17 protein-coding genes are annotated in these 16,018 nt (G+C 67.3%); 12 read left to right on the top strand and 5 right to left on the bottom strand.

All coding sequences use genetic code 11. The features are described 5' to 3' along the window. Nucleotides 1-55 precede the first annotated feature (55 nt). The 3 genes from ACNR9W_RS05020 to ACNR9W_RS05010 all read left to right on the top strand — a co-directional run bounded on the left by ACNR9W_RS05020 (nt 56) and on the right by ACNR9W_RS05010 (nt 3,709). Nucleotides 56-601 (top strand): gamma-glutamylcyclotransferase, encoded by a 546-nt coding sequence (locus ACNR9W_RS05020; protein ID WP_419270997.1) that lies wholly within the window; start codon nt 56-58, stop codon nt 599-601. Between the two features lie 89 nt (nt 602-690). Next, on the top strand, nt 691-2,037 hold the full coding sequence (locus tag ACNR9W_RS05015) for a hypothetical protein (protein ID WP_419270999.1): 1,347 nt from the start codon (nt 691-693) through the stop codon (nt 2,035-2,037). Nucleotides 2,038-2,041: 4 nt separating this feature from the next. Beyond that, complete coding sequence (locus tag ACNR9W_RS05010) at nt 2,042-3,709, top strand: peptidoglycan -binding protein (RefSeq protein WP_419271001.1); 1,668 nt, start codon at nt 2,042-2,044, stop codon at nt 3,707-3,709. Here ACNR9W_RS05010 and ACNR9W_RS05005 read toward each other — a convergent pair. From ACNR9W_RS05005 to ACNR9W_RS04995, 3 genes are read right to left on the bottom strand one after another with little or no spacing between them, the layout of a single operon-like run. After that, a complete protein-coding gene (locus ACNR9W_RS05005) occupies nt 3,706-4,044 on the bottom strand; it encodes a DMT family transporter (RefSeq protein ID WP_419271003.1) in 339 nt (112 codons plus the stop codon). The two genes, ACNR9W_RS05010 and ACNR9W_RS05005, sit on opposite strands and share 4 nt — an antisense overlap. A 21-nt stretch (nt 4,045-4,065) precedes the next feature. Then, complete coding sequence (locus tag ACNR9W_RS05000) at nt 4,066-5,070, bottom strand: YihY/virulence factor BrkB family protein (RefSeq protein ID WP_419271005.1); 1,005 nt, start codon at nt 5,068-5,070, stop codon at nt 4,066-4,068. A 17-nt stretch (nt 5,071-5,087) separates the two neighbouring features. Further along, complete coding sequence (locus ACNR9W_RS04995; protein ID WP_419271007.1) at nt 5,088-5,819, bottom strand: hypothetical protein; 732 nt, start codon at nt 5,817-5,819, stop codon at nt 5,088-5,090. Nucleotides 5,820-5,965: 146 nt separating this feature from the next. Between ACNR9W_RS04995 and purB the strand changes: the two genes are divergently transcribed. The 4 genes from purB to gap all read left to right on the top strand — a co-directional run bounded on the left by purB (nt 5,966) and on the right by gap (nt 9,677). Beyond that, a complete protein-coding gene (gene purB / locus ACNR9W_RS04990; protein WP_419271009.1) occupies nt 5,966-7,279 on the top strand; it encodes an adenylosuccinate lyase in 1,314 nt (437 codons plus the stop codon). A gap of 73 nt (nt 7,280-7,352) precedes the next feature. Next, nucleotides 7,353-8,363: a FliG C-terminal domain-containing protein gene (locus tag ACNR9W_RS04985; protein WP_419271011.1), complete on the top strand. Its 1,011-nt coding sequence runs from the start codon at nt 7,353-7,355 to the stop codon at nt 8,361-8,363. Between the two features lie 65 nt (nt 8,364-8,428). Continuing rightward, nucleotides 8,429-8,572, top strand: a complete 144-nt coding sequence (locus ACNR9W_RS04980; protein WP_419271013.1) for a hypothetical protein — start codon at nt 8,429-8,431, stop codon at nt 8,570-8,572. A gap of 103 nt (nt 8,573-8,675) precedes the next feature. After that, a complete protein-coding gene (gene gap, locus ACNR9W_RS04975) occupies nt 8,676-9,677 on the top strand; it encodes a type I glyceraldehyde-3-phosphate dehydrogenase (protein ID WP_419271015.1) in 1,002 nt (333 codons plus the stop codon). 51 nt (nt 9,678-9,728) lie between these two features. Here the strand turns inward: gap and ACNR9W_RS04970 are convergent, their stop codons facing one another. Both ACNR9W_RS04970 and ACNR9W_RS04965 read right to left on the bottom strand, forming a co-directional pair. After that, nucleotides 9,729-10,481 carry an SDR family NAD(P)-dependent oxidoreductase gene (locus ACNR9W_RS04970; RefSeq protein ID WP_419271017.1) on the bottom strand — a complete coding sequence of 251 codons (753 nt, stop codon included), beginning with the start codon at nt 10,479-10,481 and terminating at the stop codon, nt 9,729-9,731. Nucleotides 10,482-10,545: 64 nt separating this feature from the next. Continuing rightward, the gene (locus ACNR9W_RS04965; RefSeq protein ID WP_458478645.1) at nt 10,546-10,863 is read right to left on the bottom strand and encodes an antibiotic ABC transporter; all 318 of its coding nucleotides are present in this window, start codon (nt 10,861-10,863) and stop codon (nt 10,546-10,548) included. 157 nt (nt 10,864-11,020) lie between these two features. On the opposite strand from ACNR9W_RS04965, the gene pyrC reads away from it, so the two are divergent. From pyrC to ACNR9W_RS04940, 5 genes are all read left to right on the top strand, one after another. Then, nucleotides 11,021-12,064 (top strand): dihydroorotase, encoded by a 1,044-nt coding sequence (pyrC, locus tag ACNR9W_RS04960; RefSeq protein ID WP_419271021.1) that lies wholly within the window; start codon nt 11,021-11,023, stop codon nt 12,062-12,064. Then, nucleotides 12,061-12,732 (top strand): orotate phosphoribosyltransferase, encoded by a 672-nt coding sequence (locus tag ACNR9W_RS04955; protein ID WP_419271023.1) that lies wholly within the window; start codon nt 12,061-12,063, stop codon nt 12,730-12,732. Before pyrC ends, ACNR9W_RS04955 begins: the two co-directional genes overlap by 4 nt. 96 nt (nt 12,733-12,828) lie before the next feature. Next, entirely contained in the window at nt 12,829-14,328 is a 1,500-nt protein-coding gene (locus tag ACNR9W_RS04950) for a replicative DNA helicase (protein ID WP_419271025.1), read from the top strand. Continuing rightward, the gene (locus ACNR9W_RS04945; protein WP_419271027.1) at nt 14,319-14,675 is read left to right on the top strand and encodes a DMT family protein; all 357 of its coding nucleotides are present in this window, start codon (nt 14,319-14,321) and stop codon (nt 14,673-14,675) included. The genes ACNR9W_RS04950 and ACNR9W_RS04945 overlap by 10 nt, the downstream gene beginning before the upstream one ends. A 97-nt stretch (nt 14,676-14,772) precedes the next feature. Beyond that, nucleotides 14,773-15,966, top strand: coding sequence for a multidrug effflux MFS transporter (locus ACNR9W_RS04940; protein WP_419271029.1), 1,194 nt, complete (start codon nt 14,773-14,775; stop codon nt 15,964-15,966). The last annotated feature ends 52 nt before the right edge of the window (nt 15,967-16,018 follow it).

The following is a 16,018-nucleotide window of genomic DNA, read 5'->3' as shown; positions in this document are numbered from 1 at the left end:
CCTTTTTTCCATCCGCTGCGTGGCATAACCTTCCCTGACAAAGGACGGAAGAAAAATGCATGATGTCGAATGGGTCTTCGGCTATGGCTCCCTGATCTGGAACCCCGGCTTCACCCCGGCCGAGACGGTTCCCGCACATCTGGGCGGCTATGCCCGCAGCTTCTGCCTGCGCTCGATCCAGCATCGCGGGACCGAGGCGCTGCCGGGCCTGGTCCTGGGGCTGGATCCCAAGGACGGGGCCTCGTGCCAGGGGCTTGCGCTGCGCATCGCCCCGCAGGACCATGATGCCGTCCTGGCCGATCTGCGCGCCCGCGAACTGGTGACCGATGCCTATCGCGAGGCGATCCTGCCGCTGGAGCTGGAGGACGGGCGGCAGGTGCAGGCGCTGGCCTATGTGATGCGGCGCGACCACTGGCAATATGCGGGCGATCTGCCGCATGACGAACAGGCCCGCATCATCGCCAGCGCCCATGGCGGGCGGGGGCCCAATGCCGAATACCTGTTCAACACCGCCGCGCACCTGACCCGCCTCGGCCTGCCCGACCAGGGGCTGGAGGCGCTGTCGCGGGCGGTCCGGACGCTGCTGGACGATCAGGACTAGGACCCGCGCCCCGCCATTCGGAACGCTTGGCAAAACAGGCCGCCCCGTCCTAAGGTTGTCTCTAAAGCTTCGAAGGGACGGGAAATTACGTGAGCGATCCGACCAATGGCCCCCGGCAGGCGCCGTCACGACTGACCCTGACGAACCGGCGCATCTCGGCCACGCGGGATCAGGCGCTGATCGGCGCCGGCGCCCCGCGCTTTTCCCAGCCCGTGCGGCAGATCGTTCTGATGCTGATCGTGCTGGGCCTGGTCCTGGCGGGCGGATGGTTCGCCTATGGCCGCATCCTGCCGATCTTCATGGCCAACCGCTGGCTGAACGGCCTGATCCTGGCGGTCTTCGCCATCGGCGTGCTGGCCTGTTTCTGGCAGGTGGCGCAGCTGGTCCGCTCGGTCAGCTGGATCGAGCGTTTCGCCGCCCGCCGCCGCAACGCGGAACGGACCAGCACGCCCCAGGATGACCAGGCGCCACGGCTGCTGGCGCCCTTGGCCAGCCTGTTGGGCGCGCGCGGGCCCTCGGGGGGCGTGATCTCGGCGGGATCGGCACGCTCGATCCTTGATTCGGTTGCGACCCGCATCGACGAGTTGCGCGACATCACAAGATACCTGGCCAACCTGCTGATCTTCCTGGGTCTGTTGGGCACCTTCTACGGTCTTGCCACGACCGTTCCGGCGGTGGTCGAAACCATCCGCGCCCTGGCCCCGCAGGACGGCGAGACCGGCCTCGACGTCTTCGAAAAGCTGATGACCGGGCTGGAGGCGCAACTGGGCGGCATGGCGACGGCCTTTTCCTCGTCGCTGCTGGGTCTGGCGGGATCGCTGGTCGTGGGCCTGCTGGAGCTGTTCGTGACCCATGGCCAGAACCGCTTCTATCGCGAGCTGGAAGAATGGATGTCGGGCTTCACCCGCATCAGCATCGCCGCGGGCGAGGGCGACGGCGTGGATCAGGCCGCATTGGCGGGCTTCCTGGAACAGATGGCCGGTCAGATGGACCGGCTGCAAAGCTATCATGCCGAGCGCGACGGGATGCGCGAGGAAGCGGCCCTGATGGCCGATGAACGCGTCGTGGTCATGGCGCAGGCGATCGAGGCGCTGGTCCAGCAGGCCGAAACCGACCAGGCGGCGACCGACGGCCGCGCCATGCAGCTGACCCAGGCCTTGGGACGCCTGGCCGATGGTCAGGACCAGCTTCTGGCCGAGACGCGCCGCCTGCGCGAGACGGCCCCCGCCCCTGCCCCTGCGCCCGACCTGTCGCGGATCGAGACCGCCCTGAAGCAGCTGGGCAGCGACCTGAACGAGGGCCGGGACGAGATGCTGTGCGAACTGCGTTCGGACATCCTGGTGCTGACCCGCGTGGTGCGGGCGGCGCGGTTCGGCGATCCCTTTCCGGATAACAGGCTGCCGCCCGACCCCATGATCCATCGCGGCGAGGGCTAGGGCGATGCGGCTGGCGCGCGGGTCATCGGCACAGCGTTTTTCCTCGACCATCTGGCCGGGCTTCGTCGATGCGATGACGGCTCTGCTGATGGTGCTGATGTTCGTGCTGACCATCTTCATGGTGGTCCAGTCGGTTCTGCGCGAACAGATCACCACCCAGGACGACACGATCAGCGACCAGACGCGCCAGATCTCTCGCCAGCAGCAGCAGCTGGACAGGCTGGGACAGCAGGTCGCCTCGCTCGGCCAGGCGCTGACTGCCTCGGAAGAGCGCGAGGCGGACCTGTCCCGCAACCTGGCCACCGAGGCGGAGCGCGCCGCCGAAGCCGAGGCCCAGGCACGCGACCGGGCCGCCCAGATCACCCGGCTGAGCACCCAACTGGAACAGGGGCGCGCGGATCTGGCGAATGCCCGCACCCGGCTGACCGATTTCGAGGCCGAGGTGGCGACGCTGCTGGCCGCGCAGGCCCTTGACCGCAGGCGGGTCGACGAGCTGCAGACTGAACTGACCCAAACGGAGGAGCGTGCCTCGGCCGCCGAACTGGCCGTGGCGGCCGCGCGCAGCGAAACCGATGCCCAGGCCGAGGCCGCCCGGCTGGCCGCCGCCCGCCGCGACGCCCTAGAGGCGTTGACGGCCGAACTGCGGGCGCGCGTCTCTGCGACCGAGGGTGAACTGGCCCAGGCCGAGACCCGGCTTGGCGACGCCGAGGAGGCCCGTCTGGCCGAGGCCGAAGCCGCGCGCCTGCTGCGGGAACGGCTGGAAACCGCGGATACCGAGCTGACCGCCATGACCCTGGCATTGGAAGAACAGCGGCGCGAGGCCGAGGACACCCTGACGCTGCTGGCCGCGGCCAATGCGGCCCGCGACGAGGCGCAGCAGCGGGCCGAACGTCAGCTGACCGAGGCCGAGCGGCAGGCCGCGCTGCTGTCGGTCGCGCAGGAACAGCTGGCCCAGCAGGAGGGGCTGGCCGAGGACGGCCATCGCCGCGTGGCCCTGTTGAACGAACAGGTGGCGCAGCTGACCGCGCAGCTGGGCTCGCTGCAGGCGCTGCTGGATGTGGCGGGCGACGAGCAGGCCGAGGCCGAGTTGCGGGTGGCCGATCTGGGCCAGCAGCTGAACGCCGCCCTTGTCCGTGCCGCCGAGGAAACCCGGGCCCGCCTGGCGCTGGAGGAGGACGCCCGGTCCCGCGCCGAGGCCGAGGCGCAGGATTTGGCCCGCTATCGGTCCGAATTCTTCGGGCGCCTGTCCCAGATCCTGTCGGGCCGCGAGGGCGTGCAGGTCGTGGGCGACCGTTTTGTCCTGCAGTCCGAGGTCCTTTTCGATCCCGGCGAGGCGACCCTGTCCGCAGCCGGCCGCGAGCAGATCGGCCGCGTCGCCCAGTTGCTGATGGACATCTCGGACGAGATCCCGCCCGAGATCGACTGGATCATCCGCGTCGACGGCCATACCGACAACCTGCCGCTGTCGGGTGCAGGGCGCTATCGCGACAACTGGGAACTGAGCCAGGGACGCGCCTTGGCGGTGGTGCGGCTCTTGACGGACCAGCTGGGCTTTCCGGCCAACCGGCTGGCCGCCACCGGCTTTGCCGACACGCGCCCGGTGGCGGGTCAGGACACCCCCGAGGGCCGGGCCCAGAACCGGCGGATCGAACTGAAGCTGACCGAGCGCTAGTGCCCGACCGTCTTGGAAAAGACGTTGATCAGCACGACGCCCGCCACGATCAGCACCAGCCCGCCCACGGCCGGCAGGTCCAGCCGCTGGCCGAACACGACAAGCCCGACCATTGCCACCAGCGCCACGCCGCAGGCGCTCCAGATCGCATAGGCCACGCCCAGGGGCAGCACCTTCAGGCTGACCGACAGCAGGTAGAAGCTGAGCAGATAGCAAAACGCCATCAGCAGCGTCGGACCCATCCGGGTGAACTGCTGCGAGCGCTGCAGCATCGTGGTGCCAAGAACCTCCAAGGCAATCGCGGCCAGCAGGGGAACATAAGGAGAGACGATCATGCGGGTTTCCTGCAGCGCGGATCAGGTCTTGGGAACAGCAAGGCCGGCCATCCGCTTCATGTGACGCTCCAGCTCGGAATTGATCTCGGCTCCGACCAGGACGATCATGGCATTCAACCAGAGCCAGGTCATGAGCGCAATCACCGCCCCAAGGGAACCATAGGTCTCGTTGTAATTGCCGAAGCTGGCCGCATACCAGGAAAACAGCATCGAGGTGATGACCAGCACCACGGCCGCAAACACCGCGCCGGGGGATATCCAGCGCCAGCGAGAATAGGGCGCGGCGGGCCCCCAGCGATAGACCGCTGCCAGCGCCAGCACCAGGACCGCGAACATGATGGGCCAGCGGATCAGGGTGACCAGCAGCTCGCTGCCCCAGTCCACCGGCAGCATCTGCAGCATGATCGGCACCACGGCGATCACCCCCAGCATCAGCGCGATGATGACCAGCCCGCTGAGCGTGAAGATCATCGCCACCAGGTTCAGCCGGACAAAGCTGCGGGTTTCGCGCTGGAAGAAGGCGACGTTCAGCGCCGAAAGCAGCGCCTTCATCCCGCCATTGGCCGACCAGAACGCCACCAGCAGCGCCACGACGCCGGCCACCGAAAGCGCCCCGGTGGAGGCCGAGGCGATGGACACGACCTGATCGCGGATGATCTGCAGCGATCCTTCCGGCAGCAGGTCGTCCAGCAGCGCCAGATGCGCCTCGATGGTCGCCGGATCGGCATAAAGCCCATAGAGCGACACAAAGGCCGTGATAGCCGGAAACAGCGACAGAAGGCCGAAGAAGGTCACGCCCCCTGCGACCGAGGTGACGCGGTCCACGCCGATCTGCCCGATCGTCGATTTGGCCACGGCCAGCCAGTCCCGGCGCGTCAGGTCCCTCAGGCGGCCCGGTGCGGGAACCTCCCCCTGCGGCACCTTGGGCGTCGCGGCCGGATCTTCCGGCGTCAGGCCGAACCTGAGACGCTTTTGGTCGTCAAGGGGATCGAACAGCGCCTCGAGAACGCCGGGGTGCTTCTTCATGCGCCTGCCTTTCGCTGTCACAGACGATGGGTGCGGATCCTGTCCTGCGGTGTCTCGGGATTGCCCGGGGCGGGCTTGGCGGGGGGCGTTGCGGGACCGTCTGATCCGCCGCCGATCACCGCGCGCAACTGGTCGGCAGCGGTGACAAAGTCGCCCACGATGGCATTGGCCTGCTGCGACACGCCGCGGAAGGCATTGAAAGCCGTGGTCAGCGATTGCGCCACGCCGTTCAGCCCCTCGGACAGTTCGTTGGCGGTCTTGGTCAGATCCTGGGCAAAGTTGCCCCGGCGCGGACGGCTGCGGCTGGCCTCGACGCGCAACAGCGCCTTGGTCTGGCTGTCCTCGCGGGCCTGCTCGCGGACGCGGCGGCGCATGGCCTCGCGCTCGCTCTCGTCCAGTTCGGCAAAACGGGGCGCGACGGGTGCGGGACCACGCCGGCGGGGCGCGCGTTCGGGTTCATCCGCCCCCACCAGCTTGCGCGCCGCGATGGCGGTCGCGGCCGTCAGGCCCGCGATGCCAAGCGCCACGCCACCCCAGACGATGGCCTTGCTGGTCAGCGTGGGCGTGGGCCAGGCACGGCGGCCGTCGGGGGACACATGGCCGGAAGGCGGGATCCGGCTGGACACCATCTTGCGGTGCGCCGACTGGCTGGCAGGATGGTGCCCCTCGGGAACCGGGCGGGGGCCAAAGCGCGTCTGGCTGGTACGGTCGGCGTCGGTCTGGTCGGGATGGGGGTCTTGGGGGCGCATGGCAAACTCCGGCTCGGCTGGCTTCCTGTTGCAGGATCAACCCCCTGCCAGAGACGAATGTTCCGTCCCTCCCCACCGGATCGTGATGAAAACTTGCCCCGGGGGCAGGTCCCGGCTATGCCCGCGCCAACCGAAAGGAGCCCTCCATGATCCCGCGTTACGCCCGCCCCGAAATGGTCGCCATCTGGTCGCCCGAGACCAAGTTCAAGATCTGGTACGAGATCGAGGCCCATGCCTGCGATGCACAGGCCGACCTGGGCGTGATCCCGCGCGAGAATGCCGAGGCTGTCTGGAAGGCCCGCGACGTGGAATTCGACGTGGCCCGCATCGACGAGATCGAGGCCGTCACCAAGCATGACGTGATCGCCTTCCTGACCCATCTGGCCGAGCATGTCGGCAGCGACCAAGCCCGCTTCGTCCACCAGGGCATGACCTCCAGCGACGTTCTGGACACGACGCTGAACATCCAGCTGGTGCGCGCCGCTGACATCCTGCTGGCCGACATGGACCGGGTCCTGGCCGCGCTGAAGACCCGCGCCTATGAGCACAAGGACACGGTCCGCATCGGCCGCAGCCACGGCATTCATGCCGAACCGACCACGATGGGTCTGACCTTCGCGCGCTTCTATGCGGAAATGGCCCGCGGCCGCGCCCGCCTGGAGGCCGCCCGGCACGAGATCGCCACCGGCGCGATCAGCGGCGCGGTGGGCACATTCGCCAATATCGATCCGGCGGTCGAAGAGCATGTCTGTGCCAAGCTGGGCCTGCGCCCTGAGCCGATCAGCACGCAGGTCATCCCGCGCGACCGCCATGCCATGTTCTTCGCCGTTCTGGGCGTCATCGCCTCCAGCATCGAGAACATCGCCATCGAGATCCGCCACATGCAGCGCACCGAGGTTCTGGAGGCCGAGGAGTTCTTCAGCCCCGGCCAGAAGGGGTCGTCGGCCATGCCGCACAAGCGCAATCCGGTTCTGACCGAGAACCTGACCGGCCTTGCGCGCCTGGTGCGCATGGCCGTGGTTCCCGCGATGGAGAACGTGGCGCTGTGGCACGAGCGCGACATCAGCCATTCCTCGGTCGAGCGCGGGATCGCGCCCGATGCCACGATCACGCTGGACTTTGCGCTGAACCGCTTGGCGGGGGTGGTCGAAAAGCTGGTGATCTATCCCGACAACATGCTGGCGAACATGAACAAGTTCCGCGGGCTGGTCATGTCGCAGCGGGTGCTTCTGGCGCTGACCCAGGCCGGTGTCAGCCGCGAGGATGCCTATCGCCTGGTCCAGCGCAACGCGATGCGGGTCTGGGAACAGGGCGCCGACTTCAAGACCGAGCTCTTGGCCGATGCCGAGGTGACCGCCGCCCTGAGCCCCGTCGAGATCGAGGAAAAGTTCGACCTGGCCTATCACACCAAGCATGTCGACACGATCTTCCGCCGGGTTTTCGACGCGACACCGCTGTAAGGGCGCGCGCGTCAACCTTGCGTTAGGGTTGTTGTGCCAGATTGCCCCTGACCGAAGGTGACGGAGGCGGCGGATGACGACCCAGATCGGCTTGAGCCAGCGGCAGAAGGCGGCGGTGATCGTGCGCCTTCTGCTGGACGATGACGATGCGGGCGGGCTTGAACGGCTGAACATCGAAAGCCAGACCCTGCTGGCGCAGGAGATGGCGGGGATGGAGCTGATCGACCGCCAGACCCGCGACGCGGTGATCCATGAATTCTGCGACCGGCTGGAAGCCGTCGGCGTCACCTTTCCGGGCGATCTGGACGGCACGCTGGCGATCCTGGGCGCCCGCATCTCGGACGACAGCAGCGACCAGCTGCGGCAGGCGGCGGCGATCGCCGGCCGATCGGACCCCTGGGCGCGGATTGCCGGGCTGCCGCAGACCAGCCTGTCTGCGCTGGCCAATGCCGAGTCGATCGAACTGGTGGCCCTGATGCTGTCCAAGCTGCCGGTCGAGGCCGCGTCGGAAACCTTCATCGCCATGCCCCGCGACCGCGCCCGGCTGGTGGCGCAGGCCATGTCCATGACCTCGGGCGTGACGCCTGCCGCGCTCAAGCGCGTAGGGCTGGTGCTGCTGCAGGCGGCCGAGGCCCTGCCCAAGCCCGCCATCGCCACCCCGGCCGCCGACCGCATGGGCGCGATCCTGAACTTCGCGACCGCCGATCTGCGCGACGACGTTCTGGAGGCGCTGGACCAGCGCGACACGGAATTCGCCGAAGGCGTCCGCAAGGCGATCTTCATCTTTGCCCATATCCCTGCGCGGATCGAGCCGCGCGAGGTGCCGCGCCTGGTGCGCGAGGTCGATCAGGCGGTGCTGGTGCGGGCGCTGGCCGCCCCCGACGAAGCGGATGCCGCGGCGGCCGATTTCATCCTGGCGAACCTCTCGCAGCGCATGGCCGACGGGCTGCGCGAAGAGCGCGAGGCTTTGGGCCGGGTGCGCACTAAGGATGTCGAGGCGGCGCTGACCGAGGTGGTCGGGGCCATCCGACGGCTGCAGGAAAGCGGCCAGATCACCCTGAAGATGCCGCAGGACGAGGACTAGTAATGCGCGCCTCCTCTTGCCCCCGCCGTGGCCCCGCGCGATAACCCGGCCACCCGGAGGCGCCGATGACCAACCAGATCGCCATTGCCCTGCTGATCCTGATCGCCGCGGCCTTTCTTGTGGACCAGGTCTGGCTCGATGGCGCGCTGCCGCTGATGGCCGCCAGGACCATCGACCAGTTCATCGAATATCTCAGCTTCTGGCGCTGATTGCCCTTTGCCGCAGTTAGCGCATGACAGCAGTTCGGCGTTTGCATCGCCCCTGCGGCCACGCTAGAGGGGGGCAACCGTCACCTGCTCAAGAGGGGTACCCATGGCAGTCAAGGTCGCCATCAACGGCTTCGGCCGGATCGGTCGCAACGTCCTGCGCGCAATCATCGAATCCGGTCGCACCGACATCGAGGTCGTCGCCATCAACGACCTGGGCCCGGTCGAGACCAACGCGCATCTTCTGCGCTATGACAGCGTCCACGGCCGCTTTCCGGCCAAGGTGACCGTGTCGGGCGACTCGATCGACGTGGGCCGCGGCCCGATCAAGGTCACCGCGATCCGCAACCCGGCCGAACTGCCCTGGGGCGATGTCGACGTCATCATGGAATGCACCGGCCTCTTCACCTCCAAAGAAAAGGTTCAGCCGCACCTGTCGACCGGCGCCAAGCGCGTGCTGATCTCGGCCCCCGGCGACGGCGCGGACAAGACCATCGTCTATGGCGTGAACCACGACACGCTGACCAAGGACGACCTGGTCGTGTCGAACGCAAGCTGCACCACCAACTGCCTGTCGCCGGTGGCCAAGGTCCTGAACGACACGATCGGCATCGATCGCGGCTTCATGACCACGATCCACAGCTATACCGGCGACCAGCCGACGCTGGACACGATGCACAAGGACCTGTATCGCGCCCGCGCCGCGGCACTGTCGATGATCCCGACCTCGACCGGTGCCGCCAAGGCCGTGGGCCTGGTGCTGCCGGAACTGAAGGGCAAGCTGGACGGCGTCGCGATCCGCGTGCCGACGCCCAATGTCTCGGTCGTGGACCTGACCTTCGAGGCCAGCCGCGACACCTCGGTCGAGGAAATCAACCAGGCGATCAAGGCCGCTGCCGACGGCCCGCTGAAGGGCGTGCTGGGCTATACCGAGGAGCAGCTGGTCTCGACCGACTTCAACCACGACCCGCATTCGTCGATCTTCCACATGGACCAGACCAAGGTCATGGAAGGCCGCATGGTCCGCATCCTGACCTGGTACGACAATGAATGGGGCTTCTCGAACCGCATGTCGGACACGGCCGTCGCCATGGGAAAGCTGATCTGAACAACGGACAGATTGCACGGAAACGGCGGGGCAAGGCCCCGCCGTTTTCATTCATTCGGCGTAGATCATCCGCACGCTCATTCCGCCATCGACAACGAAACGCTGGCCGGTGACAAACCCCGCCTCCTCCGAGGCCAGCCAGGCCACCAGTGCGGCGATGTCCTCGGGACGGCCGACACGGCCCACGGGATGCTGGTTGCGGTCCTGATCCGAGTGCTGGGGCTCACGGCGCTCCGACCGCTTCTGCCAAGGGCCGGTCTCGACCCAGCCCGGCAGGATGCTGTTCACGCGGATCTGCGGCCCAAGGCTGACCGCCAAGGCATGCGTCAGCGCGACCAGCGCCCCTTTGGCAGCCGCATAGGCTTCGGTGTCGGGTTCGGATTGCAGGGCGCGGGTCGAGGCCATCGTGACGATGCTGCCCTGCCCTCTTCGCAGCAAGGGCACCGCCGCGCGGATGCAGAGGAACGCCCCCGTCACATGGCTGTCCTGCCAGCGGCACCAGTCCCGAAGCGACAGATCCTCGATCGGACCGCTGACAGGATCGGCCAGACCGGCATTCGAAACCAGAAGGTCCAAGGGAGCCCCGTCCAGCCATCCGGAGACCGTCTCGAATGCCTGCGCGACCTGCTCTTCGCAGCCCACATCCACCTGTTGCACCAGCAGGCCCGGATCCTCTGCCTGCAATTCGTCCAGCGCCTCGGCATCCAAGTCAAAGACGGCAACGCGCCAGCCGTCGGCGCGCAGCCTTTGAACGATGCCCTTGCCGATGCCTTGGGCGCCGCCGGTGATCAAAGCCGTTTTCATCAGGTTCCCCGTATGATCGTGAAGCACCGGCCTCAACGGGATCGACGGGAGCCTCGTTCCGGCCTCAGGTGGGCCGGGCTGCCGAAAGCCGCCGCGAATTGGCGCGCGTCCGTTTGCCATAGGGTCGCATGGCGGCCGACATCACGCGTTCGGGGCTGTGGCCGCGCATGCCGGCGCTGGCCATCGCAAAGAACGATTCGGACACGGCGGCCTGCTTTTCGGCCACCATCATGAAGGGTTCGCCCGGAGACTGGGCCATGAATCCCATCATTCCGGCAAGGCGCAGGCCGATCACCATCTGGGATTCGATCGCCATGCGGCTGAACTGGGTGATGAGGCGGACCTGCGCAGCGGGAAGGATCATCGGCAGCATCGGGTTCATTGCAGGTCTTTCTTGAACGTGCCGGCGCGATATCCGCGCGGCCTTGTCATTTTGCGCCTCGCGGCACCTTGGGACAACCGCCACCTTCGGACAGGGTTCCCGGATTCTTGCCGCAGCCGCTTGGCAAGCGGGCGGTGCCATGTATAGAGGCGGGATCATGACACAGACGCTGACCCTCCGCCGCCCGGACGACTGGCACCTTCATCTGCGCGACGGCGCGATGCTGACAGCCGTCGCGCCGCATTCCGCAGGCTTCGGCCGTGCGATCATCATGCCGAACCTGGTGCCGCCGGTCGTGACCGGCGCGCAGGCCGCCGCCTATCGCGACCGCATCCGCGCCGCCCTGCCCGCAGGCGCGGCGCTGGATCCGCAGATGACGCTGTACCTGACCGACACGACGGACGCCGCCGATGTCGTGGGCGCGTTCCGGGACGGGATCATCCGCGCGGTCAAGCTGTATCCGGCCGGGGCCACGACCAACAGCGCCTCGGGCGTGACTGACTTCGACCGCGTCCAGCCGGTGCTGGAAGCGATGGCCGAGGCCGGCCTCACCCTCTGCGTCCATGGAGAGGTCACCGACCCTGCCGTCGACATCTTCGACCGCGAGGCCGTCTTCATCGACACCGTGCTGGCCCCGCTGCGCCGCCGCACGCCGGGACTGCGCGTGGTGATGGAGCATATCACCACGTCCCAAGGCGTCGATTACGCCCGGGCCGGCGGCGACGACCTGGCCGCGACGATCACCACGCATCACCTGGTCATCAACCGCAACGCCATCCTGGCGGGGGGCATCCGGCCGCACTACTACTGCCTGCCGGTGGCAAAGCGCGAATCCCACCGACTGGCGCTGCGCGAGGCTGCGACCAGCGGCGATGCGCGGTTCTTCCTGGGCACCGACAGCGCGCCGCACACGGACGCGGCCAAGCTGCAGCCCTGCGGCTGCGCGGGTTGCTTCACCGCACCGAACACCATGTCGATCCTGGCCCAGGTCTTCGAGGACGAGGGTGCGCTGGACCGGCTGGAGGCCTTTGCCAGCTTGAACGGCGCGGCTTTCTATCGGCTGGCCCCGAACGATGACCGCATCACCCTGACCCGCCGCGACACGCCCGCCGCATATCCCGCGCAGATCGCCGCGGGGGATGAGGTCGTCACCGTCTTCGACCCCGGCTTTCCGCTCTACTGGCACCTGGAGGACAAATGAGCCTGACCTTCCCCGCGCGCGAGGAAATCGCCCGCCTGACCGCCCGGATGCTGCTGGAGATCAAGGCCGTCGACTTCAACGCGGCCCAGCCCTTCACCTATGCGTCCGGCCTGAAAGGCCCGACCTATGTCGATTGTCGCCGCATCATCAGCTTTCCGCGCGTCCGCGCCACCCTGATGGATTTCATGGCCGCGACCGTCATGCGCGACGCGGGCTTCGAGGCCTTCGACAATGTCGCGGGCGGTGAGACCGCCGGCATCCCCTTCGGTGCGCTGGTCGCCGAACGCTTGGGCCTGCCGATGACCTATGTGCGCAAAAAGCCCAAGGGTTACGGCCGCAACGCCCGGATCGAGGGCGTGATGACCGAGGGCCAGCGCGTGCTGCTGGTCGAGGATCTGACCACCGACGGCGGCAGCAAGCTGTCCTTCGTCGACGCGATCCGCGAAACGGGCGCCGACTGCGCCCATACGGCGGTGATCTTCTACTATGGCATCTTCCCGGAAACGACGCAGCGGCTGGCCGATCACGGCGTGACGCTGCATCACCTCTGCACCTGGTGGGACGTCTTGGCCGAAGCCCGGGCGCAGGGGTCCTTTGACGAGGCCACCCTGGCCGAGGTCGAGGCCTTCCTGACCGACCCGCGTGCCTGGCAGGCGGCGAACGGCTGATCCGGGGTTATCCCCAACATTCTGCGGCCGGCCCGATGACGCGGCCGGCCGCTTCGGTTTAATCTGGACCGCAACCAACAAGGGGCCAAGCAGACTATGAGCACCCTCACCGTCACCAGCACGCGCTTCATCGTTCCCGGACAGGCCGAGGAGGACGCCAAGCAGGCCGTCCCCTATTCGCTGGAGGCCGAGCAGCAGCTGCTGGGCGCGCTGCTGACCAACAACGACGTCTTCGACCGGGTCAGCCAGATCATCAAGTCGGACCACTTCTATCACCCGGTGCATTCGCGCATCTTCGACATCTGCGCCGAGCGCATCCGCAAGAACGCGCTGGCCAGCCCCGTCACGATCAAGGCCTTCCTGGAGAACGACGAAGGGCTGAAGGAACTGGGCGGGCCGGCCTACCTGGCGCGCATGGCCGCGGCGGCGATCAGCGCCTATGCGGCGCGCGACTATGCCCAGATGATCCGCGAATTCGCCCTGCGGCGCGAGCTGATGCAGCTGGGCCAGGACATCGCCGCCCGTGCCCAGACCGTCGAGGTCGGCGACGATGCCGAGGAGCAGATCAAGGCCGCGGAACAGACGCTCTACAAGCTGGGCGAGGCCGGGGTGGCCGAACGCGGGTTCCAGTCGTTCCTCAAGGCCGTGACGGGCGCCGTGCAGGCCGCCAACGCCGCCTATCAGCGCGACGGCAAGCTGTCGGGGATCTCGACCGGGCTGATCGACCTGGACGGCAAGATGGGCGGGTTGAACAATTCGGACCTGATCATCCTGGCCGGGCGCCCGTCGATGGGCAAGACCTCGCTGGCCACCAACATCGCCTTCAACATCGCCAAGGCGCACAAGATGGGCGAAAAGCCCGACGGCACCCAGGGCTCGGTCGAAGGCGGGGTGGTGGGCTTTTTCAGCCTCGAGATGTCGGCCGAACAGCTGGCCGCCCGGATCCTGTCCGAGGCCGCCGAGGTGCCAAGCGAACGCATACGCTCAGGCAACATGGACGAGGCCGAGTTCCGCCGCTTTGTCGAGGCCGCGCATGCGCTGCAGAACTGCCCGCTCTATATCGATGACACCCCTGCCCTGCCCATCAACCAGCTGGCCGCCCGTGCGCGCAAGCTGAAGCGGACGCATGGTCTGGACGTGCTGATGGTCGACTATCTGCAGCTGCTGAAGGCCGCGACCGCCAAGGACAGCCGCGTGAACGAGGTCAGCGAGATCACCCAAGGGCTCAAGGCCGTCGCCAAGGAGCTGAACATCCCCGTCATCGCCCTGTCGCAGCTGTCGCGCCAGGTCGAGAACCGCGAGGACAAGCGCCCGCAGCTGTCCGACCTGCGCGAATCCGGCTCGATCGAGCAGGACGCCGACATCGTGATGTTCGTCTTCCGCGAGGAATATTACAAGGAACGCGAAAAGCCCTCGGACAGCGACCTCGATGCCATGGCCAAGTGGCAGCAGGTCATGGAGAACGTCCACGGCAAGGCCGAGGTCATCCTGGGCAAGCAGCGCCATGGCCCGATCGGCACGGTCGAGCTGGCCTTCGAAGGGCAGTTCACCCGCTTTGGCAACCTTGCGCGGGATCGTCAGACGCAATGGGAATAGGCCTGCCGGTCCCGGCGGCGACCGTCGGGCTGCTTCTGGCGTCGAACATCTTCATGACCGTCGCCTGGTACGGTCATCTGAAGTTCAAGACGGCGCCCCTGGTCACGGTGATCTTCGTCAGCTGGGGGATCGCCTTTTTCGAATATGTGCTGCAGGTGCCCGCCAACCGCATCGGCCACGGGCATTTCAGCGCCGCACAGCTGAAGACCATCCAGGAGGTGATCAGCCTGTCGGTCTTTGCGATCTTCTCCTGGATCTATCTGGGCGAAAGGATCGGCTGGCAGCACGGCATCGGGTTTTCGCTGATCTGCTTGGGCGCTTGGTTCATCTTCCACGATTTCGGCTGACCCTCACGCCGGATCTGGCCTTGGACGCGCGGCCGGTCTAGAAGCGCATCCGGAACTGCACGACGTGCAACTCCGGCCCTGCCGCAAAGGGAAGCCCATGACCACCCGCACCCCCCCGCATCTGCTGACGCTCGTGGCGCTTTCCGGCGTCTCGGCGCTGTCGATGAACGTCTTTCTGCCGTCGCTGCCCGGCATGGCACGGTATTTCGATGTGGATTACGCCGTGATGCAGCTGTCGGTCTCGGCCTATATCGGAGCCAGCGCGCTGCTGCAGCTGCTGGGCGGGCCGATCAGCGACCGTTTCGGCCGCCGGCCGGTGGTGATCGGGGGACTCATCTGCTTTCTGCTGGCGACGGTGGGGACGCTGCTGGCCACCACCGCCACGACCTTTCTGATCTTCCGGCTGCTGCAGGCGGTCATCAGCGTCTGCATGCTAGTGCCGCGCGCGGTGATCCGCGACCTTTATGACGGCGACCGCGCCGCGTCGATGCTGGGCTATGTCACGATGGGCATGGCGGTGGTGCCGATGATGGCCCCGGTCTTTGGCGGCGTCCTGGACGAATGGTTCGGCTGGCAGGCGAATTTCGCAGTGATGGGGCTGCTGGGCATCCTCGTCCTGGCCGTGGCCTTTCGTGACATGGGCGAGACCGTGCGCGGCGGCGGGATGTCGCTGCGCGCGCAGATGGTGAACTATCCGATCCTGGCGCGGTCGCACCGCTTCTGGGGCTATTGCCTGGCGGCGACGCTGTCGTCGGGGGCGTTCTTCGCCTATCTGGGTGGCGCCCCCTTCGTGGGCGAGCAGGTCTTTGGCCTGACGCCCGCGCAGGTCGGCTACTGGTTCGCGGCCCCCTCCATCGGCTATCTGATCGGCAACTTCCTCTCGGCCCGCTTCTCGCAGCGCATCGGGCTGAACCGGATGATCCTGATGGGCGCCGTCACCTGCCTGATCGCCCTTGGCCTGGCGCTGCTGGCGGATCTGGGCGGCCTGGTGCGGCCGCTGATCTTTTTCGGCGCCATCGCCGTGATGGGCCTGGGCAACGGCATGGTGCTACCCAATGCCAATGCCGGCATGATGAGCGTGCGGCCCGAACTGGCCGGAACCGCATCGGGTCTGGGCGGCGCGCTGGCGGTGGCCGGTGGCGCGGCCCTGTCGGCACTGGCCGGCGCGCTGCTGCAACCGGGCAGCGGGGCCACGCCGCTGCTGGCGATCATGTGCGCCTCGGCCTTCGGGTCGCTGTTGGCCATCCTGTGGGTCTTTCGCCGCGAGGCGCAGCTGTCGCGCCAGGGCTGAGGGGACTTGCCGGACCATCTTTGCAACAGCTAGAACCGGCTTTGCAAAGGGA

Source organism: Paracoccus sp. T5, from assembly GCF_048538155.2.
GTDB lineage: Bacteria > Pseudomonadota > Alphaproteobacteria > Rhodobacterales > Rhodobacteraceae > Paracoccus.
This window is presented reverse-complemented; position numbering and strand designations above follow the sequence as displayed.

Excerpts from the sequence above, each read along its gene's own strand:
- pyrC (WP_419271021.1), top strand. The coding sequence starts at position 11,021 with ATGACACAGACGCTGACCCTCCGCCGCCCGGACGACTGGCACCTTCAT.
- gap (WP_419271015.1), top strand. The coding sequence starts at position 8,676 with ATGGCAGTCAAGGTCGCCATCAACGGCTTCGGCCGGATCGGTCGCAAC.
- ACNR9W_RS04970 (WP_419271017.1), bottom strand. The coding sequence starts at position 10,481 with ATGAAAACGGCTTTGATCACCGGCGGCGCCCAAGGCATCGGCAAGGGC.
- ACNR9W_RS04965 (WP_458478645.1), bottom strand. The coding sequence starts at position 10,863 with ATGAACCCGATGCTGCCGATGATCCTTCCCGCTGCGCAGGTCCGCCTC.
- purB (WP_419271009.1), top strand. The coding sequence starts at position 5,966 with ATGATCCCGCGTTACGCCCGCCCCGAAATGGTCGCCATCTGGTCGCCC.
- ACNR9W_RS04950 (WP_419271025.1), top strand. The coding sequence starts at position 12,829 with ATGAGCACCCTCACCGTCACCAGCACGCGCTTCATCGTTCCCGGACAG.
- ACNR9W_RS04985 (WP_419271011.1), top strand. The coding sequence starts at position 7,353 with ATGACGACCCAGATCGGCTTGAGCCAGCGGCAGAAGGCGGCGGTGATC.
- ACNR9W_RS05005 (WP_419271003.1), bottom strand. The coding sequence starts at position 4,044 with ATGATCGTCTCTCCTTATGTTCCCCTGCTGGCCGCGATTGCCTTGGAG.
- ACNR9W_RS04980 (WP_419271013.1), top strand. The coding sequence starts at position 8,429 with ATGACCAACCAGATCGCCATTGCCCTGCTGATCCTGATCGCCGCGGCC.
- ACNR9W_RS04995 (WP_419271007.1), bottom strand. The coding sequence starts at position 5,819 with ATGCGCCCCCAAGACCCCCATCCCGACCAGACCGACGCCGACCGTACC.
- ACNR9W_RS04955 (WP_419271023.1), top strand. The coding sequence starts at position 12,061 with ATGAGCCTGACCTTCCCCGCGCGCGAGGAAATCGCCCGCCTGACCGCC.
- ACNR9W_RS05010 (WP_419271001.1), top strand. The coding sequence starts at position 2,042 with ATGCGGCTGGCGCGCGGGTCATCGGCACAGCGTTTTTCCTCGACCATC.
- ACNR9W_RS04945 (WP_419271027.1), top strand. The coding sequence starts at position 14,319 with ATGGGAATAGGCCTGCCGGTCCCGGCGGCGACCGTCGGGCTGCTTCTG.
- ACNR9W_RS05020 (WP_419270997.1), top strand. The coding sequence starts at position 56 with ATGCATGATGTCGAATGGGTCTTCGGCTATGGCTCCCTGATCTGGAAC.
- ACNR9W_RS04940 (WP_419271029.1), top strand. The coding sequence starts at position 14,773 with ATGACCACCCGCACCCCCCCGCATCTGCTGACGCTCGTGGCGCTTTCC.
- ACNR9W_RS05000 (WP_419271005.1), bottom strand. The coding sequence starts at position 5,070 with ATGAAGAAGCACCCCGGCGTTCTCGAGGCGCTGTTCGATCCCCTTGAC.